The sequence below is a fragment of the Streptomyces canus genome, from assembly GCF_030815415.1.
Lineage (GTDB): Bacteria > Actinomycetota > Actinomycetes > Streptomycetales > Streptomycetaceae > Streptomyces > Streptomyces canus_F.
In genome coordinates, this window is record NZ_JAUSWW010000001.1 from 3,054,825 (window position 1) to 3,071,198 (window position 16,374).

Genomic DNA, 16,374 nt, shown 5'->3' on the forward strand with positions numbered 1-16,374 from the left:
GACCGACTTGGGGGCGCGGGGCTGTATCGATATGCGGCTCCGCCGCGGGGCGCGGCAAGCCAACGACAACCCGCACCCGCCACAAAGACAGCAGCCCCCAACCCATTGGGCGCCCACCCACCACCCCATGCCACCCTTGACCCATGCCCGAAGGAGACACCGTCTGGCAGGCAGCGAGCCGACTGCACACCGCCCTCGCCGGCAAGGTACTCACCCGCAGCGACCTCCGCGTCCCCAAGTACGCCACGGCCGACCTCACGGGCCGGACCGTCCTGGACGTCACCCCACGCGGCAAGCACCTGCTCACCCGTATCGAGGGCGGCCTGACCCTCCACTCACACCTCAAAATGGACGGCTCCTGGAAGGTGTACGCCACGGACCAGCGCTGGACCGGCGGCCCCGCCCACCAGATCCGCGCGATCCTCGGCACCGCCGACCGCACGGCCGTCGGCTACCGCCTCCCCGTCCTGGAACTCCTGCGCACCACCGACGAAGACCGTGCCGTGGGACACCTGGGCCCCGACCTCCTCGGCCCCGGCTGGGACCCGGACCGCGCCCTCGCCAACCTCCTCCAGGACCCGGCCCGCCCCCTCGGCGAGGCACTCCTCGACCAGCGCAACCTCGCCGGCATCGGCAATGTGTACAAGAGCGAGCTCTGCTTCCTGCTCGGCGTCACCCCGTGGCTCCCCGTGGGCGCCCTCCCCGAGGACCGCGCGGCCAAGCTGCCCCTGCTCGCCAAGAAGCTCCTCGAGGCCAACCGCGACCGCCCGGTCCGCACCACCACGGGCCGCCGCGGCCAGGACCTCTTCGTCTACGGCCGCGCCCGCCACCCGTGCCTGCGCTGCCACACCACCGTCCGCAAGGCCGACCAGGGCGACGGCTCCCGCGAACGCCCCACCTACTGGTGCCCGGCATGCCAGACCGGCCCGGCCCCCGGCACCGCCCGACGCCCGGGAACCCCACACCGTACGACTAATTGACGCCCCGTCAGATTCCCTCGTACCGTCCCCACATGACCGTCAGCGCGTACGACCTGACCGGACGCACCGCATTCGTCACCGGCGCCGCCGGCGGTATCGGCCGCGCCTCCGCGGTCCTGCTCGCCGAAGCCGGCGCCATCGTGCACTGCGCGGACCGGGACGCGCAGGGCCTGCACGAGACGGCGACCCTGATCAAGAGCGCGGGCGGTACCGCCCACACCCACCACCTCGACGTCACGGACCGCGACCGGCTCCACCAGGCCGTCACCTCCTGCGAGCGCCTGGACGTGATGGCGGCGATCGCCGGCATCATGCACAGCAGCCCGGTCCTGGAGACCCGGGACGAGGACCTCGACCGGGTCTGGAACATCAACTTCAAGGGAGTCCTGTACGCCTGCCAGGAGGCGGCCCGTCTGATGCTGGAGCACCGGACCAGGGGCAGCATCATCACGATGGCCTCCGGCGCCGTCGACACCGGCGGTCCCGGCCTGCTCTGCTACGGCGCCGCCAAGGCGGCCGTCGTCCAGCTGACGAAGACCCTGGCGACCGAGGTCGGCCGCCACGGCATCCGCGTCAACGCCGTCGCCCCGGGCTGGATCCGCACCCCCATGACCGACCGCCACGGCGAGGACCAGGAACGGACCGAGGCGCTGATGGCCCGGATGTCCCCGCTGGGCCGGGTCGGCGAGCCGGAGGACATCGCCCACGCCGTGCTGTATCTGGCCTCCGACGCCTCGTCCTTCACGACGGGCCAGATCCTGCGTCCGAACGGCGGAGTGGCGATGCCGTGGTGACCCCCCAGGCCGCCCGCCACCGCCCCGCGGCAAGCGCCCCGGCCGCCCGCGCCCTGGGCACACAGTGCACCGGCAGCAGACTCAGCCCCCACCCTCCGGCGGCGACCGCGCCCTCCAGCACCCCCGCGCCGGGAGCGAAGGCCAGCCGCAGCACGGCCCACCACCACACCACCCCGGCCCCTAGGGCCACCCCCCACCGCACTATCGGCCGCGCCATCAACCCACCTCCAGCCGGAGCAGGACGAACGGGGTGAGCGAGACAAGCAGGCCGACCAACCCGAACAACCCGAAGCTAGGTCACCTCCGTCACCCACCGCGCGGGCGCACCGGCAGCGCAGAGAGGCATCGTCCGCACAACCGGCACCGGTGACCGCGAACCACGTCACTCCACGATGCACGAAAGCCCCGGCCGACGCCTCTCCGGATGATCCGGAGAAACCTGGCCGGGGCCTCCCGCACTTCTCAGCGCGCCCTCAGCTCGTCTTCGAGCGCGTCTCAAGCGCAAACGCCGACGACGCTCAAGCGGCGACGACGTCCACCGCTTCGGCGGGCGCCTTGATGGTGACCCGTTCCGGTGGCACACCGGCCACCGAGACGGAGCCCAGCATCGGACGTACCGACGTGGGCACGGGCTGGCTGGGGGTGGCCGCAGCGGACTGGGCCAGCTCGGCGAGGGCGAGCTCGTCGCTCACTTCTCGCATCAGTTCGGACATCCGTACGTCCAACGCGTCGCAGATGGCGGAGAGCAGCTCGGAAGATGCCTCCTTCTGCCCCCGCTCCACCTCGGAGAGATAGCCGAGTGAGACTCGGGCGGACGAGGAGACTTCGCGCAGAGTACGGCCCTGGCGCTGGCGCTGCCGACGCAGCACGTCACCCAGCAGGCGACGGAGCAGAATCATCGGTGGCTCCCTCCTCGGACCGCGTAGCCGCATCCTTCACGCCCCACCGTACCGCCTTGCGCCGCGGCCGTGCGGGGAGCGATGTCGTGTTCACTCAGGGCTGCAAACATCAAAACCCCCCGTTCCGTTCCGTATCCTGTGCCCGCTCATTCCCGGTCTGTTCGCCCGCAAGCTCCTGAAGGAGCAGTGCGAGTACGCTCCGTACACTCTCCATACGAATTTCCGCCCGGTCGCCGTTCAACCGCAGCGACGCCACTTTCCCGCCACCGGAGAGTTCCGAGGTGGGTCCGTCGACCGCCACATAGACCGTCCCGACGGGCTTTCCGTCCTGTTCCTCCGGACCTGCGACACCCGTGGTCGCGATGCCCCAGGCGGCACCGAGCGCCTTGCGCACTCCCGCCGCCATCTGGGCCGCGACCTGCGGATCCACCGCTCCGCGCTCAGCCAGCAGAGTGGCGTCGACGCCGAGCAGTTCATGCTTCAGCTCGGTGGCGTAGGCAGTCACCGAACCCCGGAACGCCCTGGACGCACCGGGGGCCGCTGTGATTTCCGCCGCAACCAACCCACCGGTGAGCGACTCGGCGACGGCGAGCGTCTCCGCCCTCACCGTGAGTAGTCGTACCACTTCGGTGGCCGGGGAATTCACGCTTCCGTCTCCTCCAACGCCGCCTCGCGCTCGGCGATTCCCTGCCGACGCAGCACAATGGCCTGTCTCACATAGTCGAGGCCGGTCGCCACGGTCAGCGCGACCGCCACAGCCATCACCCAGAACCGCGCGGTGGCCAACCACCCCGTCAGCGCCAGGATGTACATACCGACCGCGATGCCCTGGGCGAGCGTCTTCAGCTTGCCGCCGCGGCTCGCCGGGATGACGCCGTACCGGATGACCACAAAACGCAGCAGCGTGATCCCGAGTTCCCGCCCGAGGATGACGCCGGTCACCCACCACGGCAGATCGCCGAGGGAGGACAGACAGATGAGCGCCGCCCCCATGATCGCCTTGTCGGCGATGGGGTCGGCGATCTTCCCGAAGTCGGTGACGAGGTTGTAGGTGCGCGCCAGATGACCGTCGAAGAGGTCGGTGATCATCGCGACGGCGAAGGCCGCCCAGGCGAACGACCGCCAGGCCGGGTCGTACCCGCCGTCGGCGAGCATCAGCGCGACGAAGCCCGGCACCAGCAGCAGCCGAAGCATGGTCAGGAGGTTGGCGATGTTCCAGAGACTGGCCTGGTCGACGGCCGCCGCCGCGATCTTCCCGCTCCGCGCGGACTTGGCACCGGTCTCGGTGCCGGACGCACCCGCCGTGCCGGTCGCACCCGCCTGGGAGGGGCCACCCGCAGCGGATGCCGGTGCTCCGGTCATCTGCCCGCCTCCTCACTACACGCGAGCGAGCCGGTCAGCGGCTCGGCCACCAGGTCGACACCCTCGGTACCGATCACCTTCGCCTCGACCATACGACCGACACTCAGACCTTCGCCGCTCGTGAGCAGCACCTGGCCGTCCGTCTCGGGGGCCTGGTGCTCGCCGCGTCCGTGGACGCCCTCGTCGTCCATGGACTCCACCAGCACCTGCACGGTCTCGCCCACGCGCTCCTCGGCCCGCTGCGAGACGAGTTCCTCGGCCAGCCGGGAGACTCGCGCGAGGCGCTCGGCCACGACGTCCTCGTCGAGCTTGTTGTCGTACGTCGCCGCTTCCGTGCCCTCCTCGTCGGAGTAGCCGAAGACGCCGATGGCGTCGAGCCGCGCGCCGTTCAGGAACCGCTCCAGCTCCGCCAGGTCGGCCTCGGTCTCGCCCGGGAAGCCCACGATGAAGTTGGAGCGCACACCGGCCTGCGGGGCCTTGCCGCGGATCGTGTCGAGCAGCTCCAGGAAGCGGTCGGTGTCACCGAAGCGGCGCATCGCGCGCAGCACGCCGGGGGCGGAGTGCTGGAAGGAGAGGTCGAAGTAGGGCATGACCTTGGGCGTGGAGGTGAGCACGTCGATGAGCCCGGGCCGCATCTCTGCCGGCTGGAGGTAGCTGACGCGCACCCGCTCCAGGCCGTCGACCTCGGCGAGCTCGGGCAGCAGTGACTCCAGCAGCCGGATGTCGCCCAGGTCCTTGCCGTACGAGGTGTTGTTCTCGGAGACCAGCATGATCTCCTTGACGCCCTGCTCGGCCAGCCACCGCGTCTCGTTGAGCACGTCGGAGGGGCGGCGCGAGATGAAGGAGCCGCGGAAGGACGGGATGGCGCAGAAGGTGCAGCGCCGGTCGCAGCCGGAGGCGAGCTTCACCGAGGCGACCGGGGCGCCGTCCAGTCGGCGGCGCATGGGTGCCCGGGGGCCGGAGGCCGGAGCGAGCCCTTCCGGAAGGTCCGCGGGCGCGGGCGCGGCGACCTCGACGGCCGCCCCGTGCCCCGGCAGCGCGACCGCCGCCGCCGATTCCTGCCGCTGCGAAGGGCTGATCGGCAGCAGCTTGCGCCGGTCGCGCGGGGTGTGGGCGGCGTGGATGCCGCCGCTCAGGATGGTCTGCAGGCGATCCGAGATGTCGGCGTAGTCGTCGAAGCCGAGCACGCCGTCCGCCTCGGGGAGGGCCTCGGCCAGGTCCTTCCCGTACCGCTCGGCCATGCAGCCCACCGCCACGACGGCCTGGGTTCTGCCGTGCCCCTTGAGATCGTTGGCCTCCAGGAGGGCGTCGACGGAGTCCTTCTTGGCGGCGTCGACGAAGCCACAGGTGTTGACGACGGCGACGTCCGCGTCCTCGGCGTCCTCGACGAGTTCCCAGCCGTCCGCCTCCAAGCGGCCTGCGAGCTCCTCCGAGTCCACCTCGTTACGGGCGCAGCCAAGAGTGACGAGTGCGACGGTACGGCGTTCAGGCATGGGCTCAAGACTACTTCGTTCCACCGACAGCCCACGTCGAAGGGGTTGGCGATCTTGGCGCCAACCCCTTCCATGCCTGCCGGAACGCTCACCCGGGTCCTAGCCGACCGTCGGATCGCCCTTCGTGTACGTGAGCCGCTCCACGGCTCCCGGCTGCCAGTCGTCGTCGATCTTCTTGCCGTTCACGTACAGCTGGATCGCCCCGGCGTCGCCGAGGACGAGGTTGATCTTCTCGCTGTCCTGGAAGGTCTTGCTCTCGCCCTTTTCGAGCACCCCGTCGAACAGCAGCCGGCCGTTGTGGTCCTTGGCGGAGATCCAGCTCCTGCCGTCGGGGGCGCCGACCTGGACGGTCACCTTGTCCTGGGGCGCGGCCGCGATGGCGCTGTCGGACGGGTCCGGCTTCGGCGACTCGGGCTTCTCGCTCTTGGGCGTGGGCGAGGAGGACTTGCTGGCGGAGGGCGCGACACCCTCGGCGACCTGTGCCTTCCCGCCCTCGTCGTCACCCTTGAACGCGGTGAACCCGACGAAGCCGACCACGGCGACGATCGCCGCGACCATGGCGGCGGTCCAGTTGGGTCCACGCCGCTCGGGACGGATGCGTTCCGCCTCGAACAGCGGGGCGGCCGGGGTCGGCGCCGGACGCCCGCCGCCATGGTCGGCGGCGAACTGGTCCAGCAAGGGGGCCGGATCGAGATGGACGGCCTTGGCCAGGGTCCGGATGTGCCCACGGGCGTAGACGTCCCCGCCACAGGGGGCGAAGTCGTCCGCCTCGATGGCATGCACGATGGCGATGCGGACCCGGGTGGCGCTGCTGACGTCGTCGACGGTCAGCCCGGCCGCGATACGTGCCTGCTGGAGGGCACGGCCGATGGAGATACGGGCTTCCTCGCGGTCGTCTTCGAACGGACGCTCGTCTTCAGGGGAGTTGCCGAGGGACACGGGGGCGCCTTTCGAGCGTTTAAGCCACCTGTGCTGAGGATTCAGTCTAGGGGGGGTGCGAAAGGGTGGGGCAACCGGGCGGTGGGACTTTGTACGCCATCGGTATGGCCGGACACACCGATGGCGGGACAGCAGCTTTTCGCTTCCCTCAACTTGACGTACGCCGAAGGGAAACGGTTGCTCAATGATCCCTTACGGGTGAGTCACGATCGAACACCCATCGGCGGCTCATCCGTGGGTCCGGCGACCACTGCGCCCCGTTTCCTGCCTTTAAGCCTCCCCGCGGATCACCGCGAGCACTCCGTCCAGCTCATCAGCCTTCACAAGAACGTCACGAGCCTTGGATCCCTCGCTCGGTCCGACGATCCCCCGGGACTCCATCAGGTCCATCAGACGCCCCGCCTTGGCGAAGCCGACGCGCAGCTTGCGCTGGAGCATGGAGGTCGACCCGAACTGCGTGGAGACCACGAGTTCGGCCGCCTGGCACAGCAGGTCCAGGTCGTCGCCGATCTCCTCGTCGATCTCCTTCTTCTGCTTGGTGCCCACGACGACGTCGTCCCGGAAGACGGGCGCCATCTGGTCCTTGCAGTGCTGGACAACCGCCGCGACCTCGTCCTCGGTCACGAAGGCGCCCTGCATACGGGTGGGCTTGTTCTGGCCCATGGGCAGGTACAGCCCGTCACCCTTGCCGATCAGCTTCTCGGCGCCGGGCTGGTCGAGGATGACCCGGGAGTCCGCGAGCGAGGAGGTGGCGAAGGCGAGCCTGGAGGGCACGTTCGCCTTGATCAGACCGGTGACGACGTCGACCGAGGGCCGCTGCGTGGCGAGCACCAGGTGGATACCGGCCGCGCGCGCGAGCTGCGTGATGCGCACGATCGAGTCCTCGACGTCCCTCGGCGCGACCATCATCAGGTCGGCGAGCTCATCGACGATCACCAGCAGATACGGGTACGCCTTCAGCTCCCGCCCGCTGCCTTCCGGCGTCTTGAGCTTGCCTTCGCGGATGGCCTCATTGAAGTCGTCGATGTGTCGGTACCCGAACGCCGCCAGGTCGTCGTAGCGCAGATCCATTTCCCGTACGACCCACTGGAGCGCCTCGGCGGCCCGCTTGGGGTTGGTGATGATCGGCGTGATCAGGTGCGGAATGCCCTCGTACGCCGTCAGCTCGACGCGCTTGGGGTCGACGAGGACCATCCGCACGTCCTCGGGGGTCGCGCGGACCATGATGGAAGTGATCAAGCAGTTAATGCACGACGACTTACCGGAACCAGTCGCTCCGGCAACGAGCACATGCGGCATCTTCGCGAGGTTGGCCATCACATAGCCGCCCTCGACGTCCTTGCCGAGCGCGACCAGCATCGGATGCTCGTCCTCGGCCGCCGCGGCCAGCCGCAGCACGTCACCGAGGTTGACCATCTCGCGGTCGGTGTTGGGGATCTCGATGCCGACCGCGGACTTGCCCGGGATCGGGCTGATGATCCGGACGTCCGGGCTGGCGACGGCGTACGCGATGTTCTTCGCCAGCGCGGTGATCCGCTCGACCTTCACGGCGGGGCCGAGCTCGACCTCGTACCGCGTGACCGTCGGCCCGCGCGTGAAGCCGGTGACGGCCGCGTCGACCTTGAACTCCATGAAGACGTTCGTCAGCGAGGCGACGACGGCGTCGTTGGCCGCGCTGCGTGCCTTGCCGGGGCCTCCGCGCGTGAGGAGGTCGAGCGAGGGCAGGGAGTACGTGATGTCACCGGAGAGCTGGAGCTGCTCGGCGCGCGGCGGCAGTTCGCCCTGGGCCTCGGGCGCGGGCTTGGTGAGGTCCGCGACCTCGACCTTCAGTTTCTCCTGGACCTTCAGCTTCTCCTGCCGCGGGCGCGCGGCCGGGGCCGGCACGGGGGTCGGCACCGGCGTCGGCGTCGTGTCCTCGCGGTCCCCGACGCTGACCCCCTGGGTGAGGTCGGCGACGATCGGCGACGGCGGCATGCCGTGCAGTACGGCACCGTCGAGCGCGGCGGCGGCCGCCGCGGCGACGTCCACGGCGTCCATCGGACGGTCCATGTCGGGCTGCGGCACCGCGGAGCGCCGGGGACGGCCGCGACGCCGCGAGAGGGCCTCCTGCTCGGCGCCGTCGGGGTCGTACGCCTCGGGGGCCGGCCCGCGCCTGCGGGTACGCGCGGGCAGCGCCTCGCGCCACTGGTCGTCGTAGCGCTCGTCGTCCTCGCCGAACTCGTCCTCGGCCGGATCGTGCATGACACCGAGCCGCACACCGAGCTCCCGCAGTCGCCGCGGGATGGCGTTGACCGGGGTGGCCGTCACGACCAGCAGCCCGAAGACCGTGAGCAGCACGAGCAGGGGTACGGCGAGGACCTCGCCCATGGTGTAGGTCAGCGGGGTCGCCGCGCTCCAGCCGATGAGACCGCCCGCGTCCCTTATGGCCTGCATGCCGTCGCTGCGGGCGGGTGCGCCGCACGCGATGTGGACCTGTCCGAGCACACCGATGACGAGCGCGGACAGGCCGATCACGATGCGGCCATTGGCCTCGGGCTGCTCGGGGTGCCGGATGAACCGCGCCGCGATGACCGCGAGCAGTATCGGCACCAGCAGGTCGAGGCGGCCGAAGGCGCCGGTGACGATGATCTCGACCAGGTCGCCGACGGGACCTCGCAGATTCGACCAGGTACCGGCCGCGACGATCAGCGCGAGGCCGAGCAGCAGCAGCGCGACACCGTCCTTGCGGTGCGCCGGGTCGAGATTCTTCGCGCCATTCCCTATGCCGCGGAACACGGCGCCCACCGCGTGCGCGAGGCCCAGCCAGACGGCGCGCACGAGCCTGTAGATGCCACCGGTCGGACTGGGCGCCGGCTTCGGGGCCGGCGCGGTCTTCTTCGCGGCGGCTTTCTTGGCGGGCGCCTTCTTCGCCGGAGCCTTCTTCGCAGCGGCCTTCTTCGCCGGAGCCGCCGCCTTCTTCGCGGGCTGCTTCTTGGCAGCGGAGGGACGTGAGGCCATAGGTGCGAGGTTACCGGGGGAGACGACTACGGACACGTGTGCCCGGTGCTTCACCCGTTCGTGTCGCCCTTGCGGGGACGCGGAACTGACACGCGCTCACCCGCAACTGAGCTATGGGTGGGGGTCAGTTCTGCGAGGGCACCGACTGGGTGCTGCCCGTTCCCGGCTCCAGGGCGTCCAGTGCCCGCCGCAGGCCGGTGAGTTTGCGTTCGAGATGCGCCGCGGTGGCCACGGCCGCCGCGTCCGCCGACTCGTCGTCCAGCTGCTTGGACAGGGCCTCCGCCTGCTCCTCGACCGCGGCGAGCCGCGCCGAGAGCTCGGCCAGCAGTCCCGCCGGCTCCTTCGCCTCACCGGCCGGAGCCTTGCCGCCGGCACCGCCCTCCAACTGGAGCCGCAGCAGCGCCGCCTGCTCCCTCAGCTGGCAGTTCTTCATGTACAGCTCGACGAAGACGGAGACCTTCGCTCGCAGCACCCACGGGTCGAAGGGCTTGGAGATGTAGTCGACCGCGCCCGCCGCATACCCGCGGAAGGTGTGATGCGGACCGTGGTTGATCGCGGTGAGGAAGATGATCGGGATGTCCCGGGTGCGCTCGCGCCGCTTGATGTGCGCCGCCGTCTCGAAGCCGTCCATGCCCGGCATCTGCACGTCCAGCAAAATCACCGCGAAGTCGTCGGTGAGCAGTGCCTTGAGCGCTTCCTCCCCGGACGATGCCCGCACCAGCGTCTGATCGAGCGCGGAGAGGATGGCCTCCAGCGCCAGCAGATTCTCCGGCCGGTCATCGACCAGGAGGATCTTGGCCTTCTGCACCATGGCCCGCCCTCCTCGCCCCGGCTTGGGGCCTCCCCTGTCCTCAGGACTCGTGGTGACACCGGCAGGTGCCGCCCCGTGGGACGGCTCCCTTGCGCCGCCCGTCCTCGTGCCGGTCATGGTAGCCGCACCCCGCCCGTCGCCACACCCTGTCACCGCGATGTCACTGTGCACGTAGCAGAAACGCAGCGGGAGACCAGAAGGTTCCCCGAATCCCGTACTTCTACACGGCTTCGAGCACACTGAGTCAGCAACTCCGCGTGAACACGGAAGGTCCTCGCAGCATCCACGCGAAGCCCGACCGATCCCGTCACGCCTCCTGCATCCGCTGCGATCACGCGCCCCGCATCCACTCCTCCATCACCGACAGCAGATGATCGGGATCGACCGGCTTGGTGACATAGTCGGAGGCGCCCGACTCGATCGCTTTCTCCCGGTCGCCCTTCATCGCCTTCGCCGTCAGCGCGATGATCGGCAGGCCCGCGAACTGCGGCATCCTGCGGATCGCCGTTGTCGTCGCATACCCGTCCATCTCGGGCATCATGATGTCCATCAGGACGACCGTGACGTCGTCGTGCTGCTCCAGGACCTCGATGCCCTCGCGACCGTTCTCGGCGTACAGCACCGACAGTCCGTGCTGTTCCAGGACGCTGGTGAGCGCGAAGACGTTGCGGATGTCGTCGTCGACGATCAGCACCTTCTCGCCACCGAACCGGATGCCGCGCCGCACCTCCGGCGCCGGGCTCTGCGCCGTCGTCGCCGACCACTGGTCCAGCTGGGGCCGCTGTTCGACCTCCGGCAGGGTCCTGCGGCGGCGCCTGAAGAGTGCCGCGGCGCCGTTCTGGGTCTCCTGGTACGACTTCACCTCGGCCGGCGTCCCGATCTCGACCTCGGCCCGGCTGTTCTCGGAAGCGCTCAGGTCACCGACGTCCAGGACCGCCGCGGACTGCTGGTAGCCCTGCGGAGGCAGTTCGCTCGGGTGCAGCGGCAAATACAGCGTGAACGTCGAGCCGCGCCCCGGCTCGCTCTGCGCGTGGATCTCACCACCGAGCAGCTGGGCGATCTCTCGCGAGATGGAGAGCCCGAGCCCCGTACCGCCGTACTTCCGGCTCGTCGTGCCGTCGGCCTGCTTGAACGCCTCGAAGATCACCCGCATCTTGCTCGCGGCGATCCCGATCCCGGTGTCGGTCACGGAGAACGCGATCAGATCGGCGTCCGGATCCCGCAGCGAACCGGTCTCCAGCAACTGCTCACGGATCTGCATCGGCACATCCGCGCCGGCGGGCCGGATGACCAGCTCCACCGCCCCGGAGTCGGTGAACTTCACCGCGTTGGACAGCAGATTGCGCAGCACCTGCAACAGCCGCTGTTCGTCGGTGTGCAGTGTGGCGGGCAGCTCCGGCGAGACCCGTACGGACAGGTCGAGGCCCTTCTCCGCGGTCAGCGGGCGGAAGGTGGCCTCCACGTAGTCCACGAGCTGGACGAGCGCGATGCGCGTCGGCGAGACGTCCATCTTGCCCGCCTCGACCTTCGACAGGTCGAGGATGTCGTTGATCAGCTGGAGCAGGTCGGAGCCTGCGCCATGGATCGTCTCGGCGAACTCGACCTGCTTCGGCGAGAGGTTGGCGTCGGCGTTGTCAGCGAGCAACTTGGCAAGGATCAGCAGTGAGTTGAGCGGCGTGCGCAGCTCGTGCGACATGTTGGCGAGGAACTCGCTCTTGTACCGCATCGACACCGCGAGTTGCTCGGCGCGCTCCTCCAGAACCTGCCGCGCCTCCTCGATCTCGGTGTTCTTCACCTCGATGTCACGGTTCTGCTGGGCCAGCAGCTCGGCCTTCTCCTCCAGTTCCGCGTTGGACGACTGGAGGGCCTTCTGCCGGTTCTCCAACTCCGCCGACCGCTCGCGGAGTTGCTCGGTCAGCTCCTGCGACTGCCGCAGCAGCACCTCGGTCTTGGTGTTGACGGAGATGGTGTTGACGCTGGTCGCGATCATCTCGGCGATCTGGTTGAGGAAGTCCTTCTGGATCTGCGTGAACGGCGTGAAGGACGCCAGCTCGATGACGCCGAGCACCTGGCCCTCGAAGAGCACCGGCAACACGATCACCTGCGCGGGCGGCGCCTCCCCGAGCCCCGAGGAGATCTTCAGATAGCCGCTCGGCGCGTTCTCCACGAGGATCGTGCGCCGTTCCTGCGCGGCCGTCCCGATGAGTGCCTCACCCGGCCTGAAGGACGTCGGCATCGATCCCATGGAGTAGCCGTACGACCCGAGCATGCGCAGTTCGTACGACTCCTCCTGGTCGGCGCTCGCGTCCTTGCCGTCGACGAGCGGCATCGCCAGGAAGAACGCGCCGTGCTGCGCGGACACCACCGGCGTCAGCTCGCTCATGATCAGCGAGGCCACGTCCGCGAGGTCGCGGCGGCCCTGCATCAGCGCGGAGATGCGGGCCAGGTTGCCCTTGAGCCAGTCCTGCTCCTTGTTGGCGATCGTGGTGTCGCGCAGGTTGGCGATCATCTTGTTGATGTAGTCCTGGAGTTCCTGGATCTCCCCGGACGCGTCCACGTCGATCTTCAGGTTCAGGTCGCCGCGGGTCACCGCGGTCGCCACGCGCGCGATGGCACGCACCTGCCGGGTCAGGTTCCCGGCCATCTCGTTCACGGACTCGGTGAGGTCGCGCCAGGTGCCGTCGACGTCACGCACGCGCGCCTGACCGCCGAGCTGTCCTTCGGTGCCCACCTCGCGGGCGACCCGGGTGACCTCCTCGGCGAAGGAGGACAGCTGGTCGACCATCGTGTTGATGGTGGTCTTCAGCTCGAGGATCTCGCCCCGGGCGTCGATGTCGATCTTCTTCGTCAGGTCGCCCTTGGCGATGGCGGTCGTGACCATGGCGATGTTCCGCACCTGACCGGTCAGGTTGGACGCCATCTGGTTCACCGACTCGGTGAGGTCCTTCCACGTACCGGCCACACCCGGCACCCGCGCCTGCCCGCCGAGGATCCCGTCCGTACCCACCTCACGGGCCACCTTGGTGACCTGGTCGGCGAACGAACTCAGCGTCTTCACCATGGTGTTGAAGGTGTCGGCGAGCTGCGCGACCTCGCCGCGCGCCTCGATGGTCACCGTCCGGGTCAGGTCGCCGTTGGCGACGGCCGACGCGACCTGGGAGATGTTCCGCACCTGCACGGTCAGGTTGTTGGCCATCAGGTTGACGTTGTCGGTGAGGTCCTTCCAGATGCCCGTGACCCCCGACGCGTGCGCCTGCCCGCCCAGGATGCCCTCGGTACCCACCTCGCGGGCGACCCGGGTCACCTGCTCGGCGAAGGACGACAGCTGGTCCACCATCGTGTTGACGGTGCTGACGAGTTCGAGGATCTCGCCCTTCGCGTCGACGGTGATCTTCTTCGACAGATCGCCCTTGGCGACCGCGGTCGTGACCTCGGCGATGTTCCGCACCTGGATCGTCAGGTTGTTCGCCATGAAGTTCACGGACTGCGTGAGGTCCTTCCAGGTGCCGGAGACCCCCTGCACCTCGGCCTGACCGCCGAGGATGCCCTCGGTGCCCACCTCGCGGGCCACCCGCGTGACCTCTTCGGCGAACGACGACAGCTGGTCGACCATCGTGTTCAGGGTGTTCTTCAGCTCGAGGATCTCGCCGCGGGCGTCCACGGTGATCTTCTGGGACAGGTCACCCCGGGCCACCGCGGTGGCGACCTGGGCGATGTTGCGCACCTGTCCGGTCAGGTTGGACGCCATGCCGTTCACGGAGTCGGTCAGGTCGCGCCACACACCGGCGACGCCGGGCACCTGCGCCTGCCCGCCCAGCCGTCCCTCGGTACCCACCTCACGGGCGACCCGCGTCACCTGGTCGGCGAAGGCGGAGAGCTGGTCGACCATCGTGTTGATGGTGTTCTTCAGCTCAAGGATCTCGCCGCGCGCGTCCACGTCGATCTTCTGGGACAGGTCGCCCCGCGCCACCGCCGTCGTCACCTGGGCGATCTGCCGCACCTGCGAGGTGAGGTTGCCGCCCATGAAGTTGACGGAGTCCGTGAGCTCCTTCCAGGTCCCCGAGACCCCCGGCACCACGGCCTGACCCCCGAGGCGGCCCTCGGTGCCCACGTCCCGGGCCATCCGCGTCACCTGGTCGGCGAAGGCCGACAGCTGGTCCACCATCGTGTTCACGGTGTTCTTCAGCTGAAGCATCTCGCCGGAGACGTCCACGGTGACCTTCTGCGACAGGTCGCCGTTGGCCACGGCCGTCGTCACCTGGGCGATGTTCCTCACCTGTCCGGTGAGATTCCGGAACGCCGTGTTGACGGAGTCCGTGAGGTCCTTCCACGTACCGGCCGCGCCCGGTACCTGCGCCTGCCCGCCCAGCTCACCCTCGACACCGACCTCGCGCGCCACGCGCGTGACCTCGGCACCGAACGCCGACAGCTGGTCCACCATCCCGTTGACGGTGTTCTTCAGCTCCAGCATCTCGCCGGCCACATCGACGGTGACCTTCTGCGACAGGTCACCGTTGGCCACGGCCGTCGTCACGGCGGCGATGTCCCGCACCTGTGTGGTGAGGTTCCGGAAGACCGTGTTCACCGAATCGGTGAGGTCCTTCCACGTCCCCGCCGCACCCGGCACGTTCGCCTGCCCGCCGAGCTGGCCCTCGGCACCGACCTCGTTGGCCACACGGGTGACCTCGTCCGCGAAGATCCGCAGCGTCTCGGTCATCTGGTTGATCGTGTCGGCGAGCTGCGCGACCTCACCGCGTGCCGAGACGGTGACCTTCTGCGACAGGTCACCGTTGGCGACCGCGGTCGTCACCTGTGCGATCCCGCGCACCTGGGCCGTCAGATTGCCGGCCATCAGGTTCACCGAATCGGTGAGGTCCTTCCACACACCCGCCACACCGGGCACCTGCGCCTGCCCGCCCAGCTCACCCTCGACGCCCACCTCGCGCGCGACGCGGGTCACCTCGGAGGAGAAGGACGACAGCTGGTCCACCATCGTGTTGACGGTGTTCTTCAGTTCGAGCATCTCGCCGGCCACGTGAACCGTGACCTTCCGGGACAAGTCACCCTTCGCGACGGCCGTGGTGACGAGCGCGATATCCCGCACCTGCGCCGTCAGCCGGTACGCCATCGTGTTGACGGAATCCGTCAGGTCCTTCCAGGAACCGGACATACCGCGCACCTTGGCCTGTCCGCCCAGCTTGCCCTCGGTGCCCACCTCACTGGCCACACGCGTGACCTCGTCGGTGAACGTCGACAGCTGGTCGACCAGATTGTTGACGGTCCGCCCGACCTTCAGGAACTCACCCCGCAGCGGGTGCCCCGACCCGTCCGCAGCCTGCGTCCGCAGCTCCATCCGCGGCGACAGATCGCCCTCCGCGACCGCGGAAAGCACCCTGCCGACTTCCGAGACAGGTCGTACGAGATCGTCGACCAGGGCGTTGGAAGCGTCGATGGCCGTCAGCCACGACCCCTCACAGGCGCCGATCTCCAGCCGCTCCGTGAGCTTTCCCTCACGGCCCACCATCCGCCGCACCCGCGACAGCTCACCCGTCAGATGCAGATTCCGGTCGGCCACCTCGTTGTAAACAGCGGCGATCTCGGACAACACGCCGTCGCCGGACACCGTGAGCCGCTTCCGGAAGTTCCCGTCACGCATCGACACGAGAGCCGCCAGCAGTCGGTTCAGGGCGGCCGTGTCCACCGCGGTGGTCCCACCGCGTGGTTTGCGCTGGTTATTCAGGGACTGTCCGCCTTTCGCGCGCGTCTTAGTGCCCCGCGTCGCTGCGCCAGACTCCACTGTGTCCCTCCCGCAGGGGTCGACCGTTACTGCTGCTCCGGTACTACTGTTCGACGTACCAGTTAATGCTGCGCGTTTTCGCCGGGCAGACCAGGCCGCGCCCCGGGCTGCTGCCCACACTGCGCGGACCACACTCAGCCTGCCCGGACCTTCACAAGAAGCTTGCCCAGTGTTTCACCCTGGCTGAACCAGGCCATAACAGTTCGGCAGCTTCGCACATCGTCCGCACACCCTCCGGACGGAAACACTGGTGACCGGCATCCGCATGGACGGGGAAGGTAAGTAACCTTGCATGCGGCTGT

Annotated in this window: 11 protein-coding genes; 2 read left to right on the top strand and 9 right to left on the bottom strand. The window is 69.0% G+C overall.

The window, feature by feature from the left end:
• Positions 1-143: 143 nt before the first annotated feature.
• Complete coding sequence (locus QF037_RS13965; RefSeq protein ID WP_307025125.1) at positions 144-980, top strand: DNA-formamidopyrimidine glycosylase family protein; 837 nt, start codon at positions 144-146, stop codon at positions 978-980.
• Positions 981-1,012: 32 nt separating this feature from the next.
• A complete protein-coding gene (locus QF037_RS13970; RefSeq protein WP_307025127.1) occupies positions 1,013-1,774 on the top strand; it encodes an SDR family NAD(P)-dependent oxidoreductase in 762 nt (253 codons plus the stop codon).
• Here the strand turns inward: QF037_RS13970 and QF037_RS13975 are convergent.
• The 9 genes from QF037_RS13975 to QF037_RS51455 all read right to left on the bottom strand — a co-directional run bounded on the left by QF037_RS13975 (position 1,722) and on the right by QF037_RS51455 (position 16,072).
• Positions 1,722-1,991 carry a hypothetical protein gene (locus QF037_RS13975; RefSeq protein WP_307025129.1) on the bottom strand — a complete coding sequence of 90 codons (270 nt, stop codon included), beginning with the start codon at positions 1,989-1,991 and terminating at the stop codon, positions 1,722-1,724. The two genes, QF037_RS13970 and QF037_RS13975, sit on opposite strands and share 53 nt — an antisense overlap.
• A gap of 301 nt (positions 1,992-2,292) precedes the next feature.
• Entirely contained in the window at positions 2,293-2,673 is a 381-nt protein-coding gene (locus tag QF037_RS13980) for a helix-turn-helix domain-containing protein (RefSeq protein ID WP_266821377.1), read from the bottom strand.
• Positions 2,674-2,782: 109 nt separating this feature from the next.
• A complete protein-coding gene (locus QF037_RS13985) occupies positions 2,783-3,319 on the bottom strand; it encodes a CinA family protein (RefSeq protein ID WP_307025134.1) in 537 nt (178 codons plus the stop codon).
• The gene (pgsA, locus tag QF037_RS13990; protein ID WP_307025136.1) at positions 3,316-4,035 is read right to left on the bottom strand and encodes a CDP-diacylglycerol--glycerol-3-phosphate 3-phosphatidyltransferase; all 720 of its coding nucleotides are present in this window, start codon (positions 4,033-4,035) and stop codon (positions 3,316-3,318) included. Before pgsA ends, QF037_RS13985 begins: the two co-directional genes overlap by 4 nt.
• Entirely contained in the window at positions 4,032-5,528 is a 1,497-nt protein-coding gene (gene rimO / locus QF037_RS13995) for a 30S ribosomal protein S12 methylthiotransferase RimO (protein WP_307025139.1), read from the bottom strand. Before rimO ends, pgsA begins: the two co-directional genes overlap by 4 nt.
• A 99-nt stretch (positions 5,529-5,627) precedes the next feature.
• Positions 5,628-6,467, bottom strand: a complete 840-nt coding sequence (locus tag QF037_RS14000; RefSeq protein WP_307025141.1) for a helix-turn-helix domain-containing protein — start codon at positions 6,465-6,467, stop codon at positions 5,628-5,630.
• Between the two features lie 270 nt (positions 6,468-6,737).
• Positions 6,738-9,464 carry a DNA translocase FtsK gene (locus QF037_RS14005; RefSeq protein WP_307025143.1) on the bottom strand — a complete coding sequence of 909 codons (2,727 nt, stop codon included), beginning with the start codon at positions 9,462-9,464 and terminating at the stop codon, positions 6,738-6,740.
• Positions 9,465-9,588: 124 nt separating this feature from the next.
• Entirely contained in the window at positions 9,589-10,275 is a 687-nt protein-coding gene (locus QF037_RS14010; protein WP_307025144.1) for a response regulator, read from the bottom strand.
• 331 nt (positions 10,276-10,606) lie between these two features.
• Entirely contained in the window at positions 10,607-16,072 is a 5,466-nt protein-coding gene (locus QF037_RS51455; RefSeq protein ID WP_307025146.1) for a HAMP domain-containing protein, read from the bottom strand.
• Positions 16,073-16,374: the final 302 nt, after the last annotated feature.

Bases quoted from the DNA above. Each gene is read 5' to 3' on its own strand.
- pgsA (WP_307025136.1), bottom strand. From the start codon at position 4,035: ATGACCGGAGCACCGGCATCCGCTGCGGGTGGCCCCTCCCAGGCGGGT.
- QF037_RS13965 (WP_307025125.1), top strand. From the start codon at position 144: ATGCCCGAAGGAGACACCGTCTGGCAGGCAGCGAGCCGACTGCACACC.
- QF037_RS14010 (WP_307025144.1), bottom strand. From the start codon at position 10,275: ATGGTGCAGAAGGCCAAGATCCTCCTGGTCGATGACCGGCCGGAGAAT.
- QF037_RS14005 (WP_307025143.1), bottom strand. From the start codon at position 9,464: ATGGCCTCACGTCCCTCCGCTGCCAAGAAGCAGCCCGCGAAGAAGGCG.
- QF037_RS13970 (WP_307025127.1), top strand. From the start codon at position 1,013: ATGACCGTCAGCGCGTACGACCTGACCGGACGCACCGCATTCGTCACC.
- QF037_RS13980 (WP_266821377.1), bottom strand. From the start codon at position 2,673: ATGATTCTGCTCCGTCGCCTGCTGGGTGACGTGCTGCGTCGGCAGCGC.
- QF037_RS13975 (WP_307025129.1), bottom strand. From the start codon at position 1,991: ATGGCGCGGCCGATAGTGCGGTGGGGGGTGGCCCTAGGGGCCGGGGTG.
- rimO (WP_307025139.1), bottom strand. From the start codon at position 5,528: ATGCCTGAACGCCGTACCGTCGCACTCGTCACTCTTGGCTGCGCCCGT.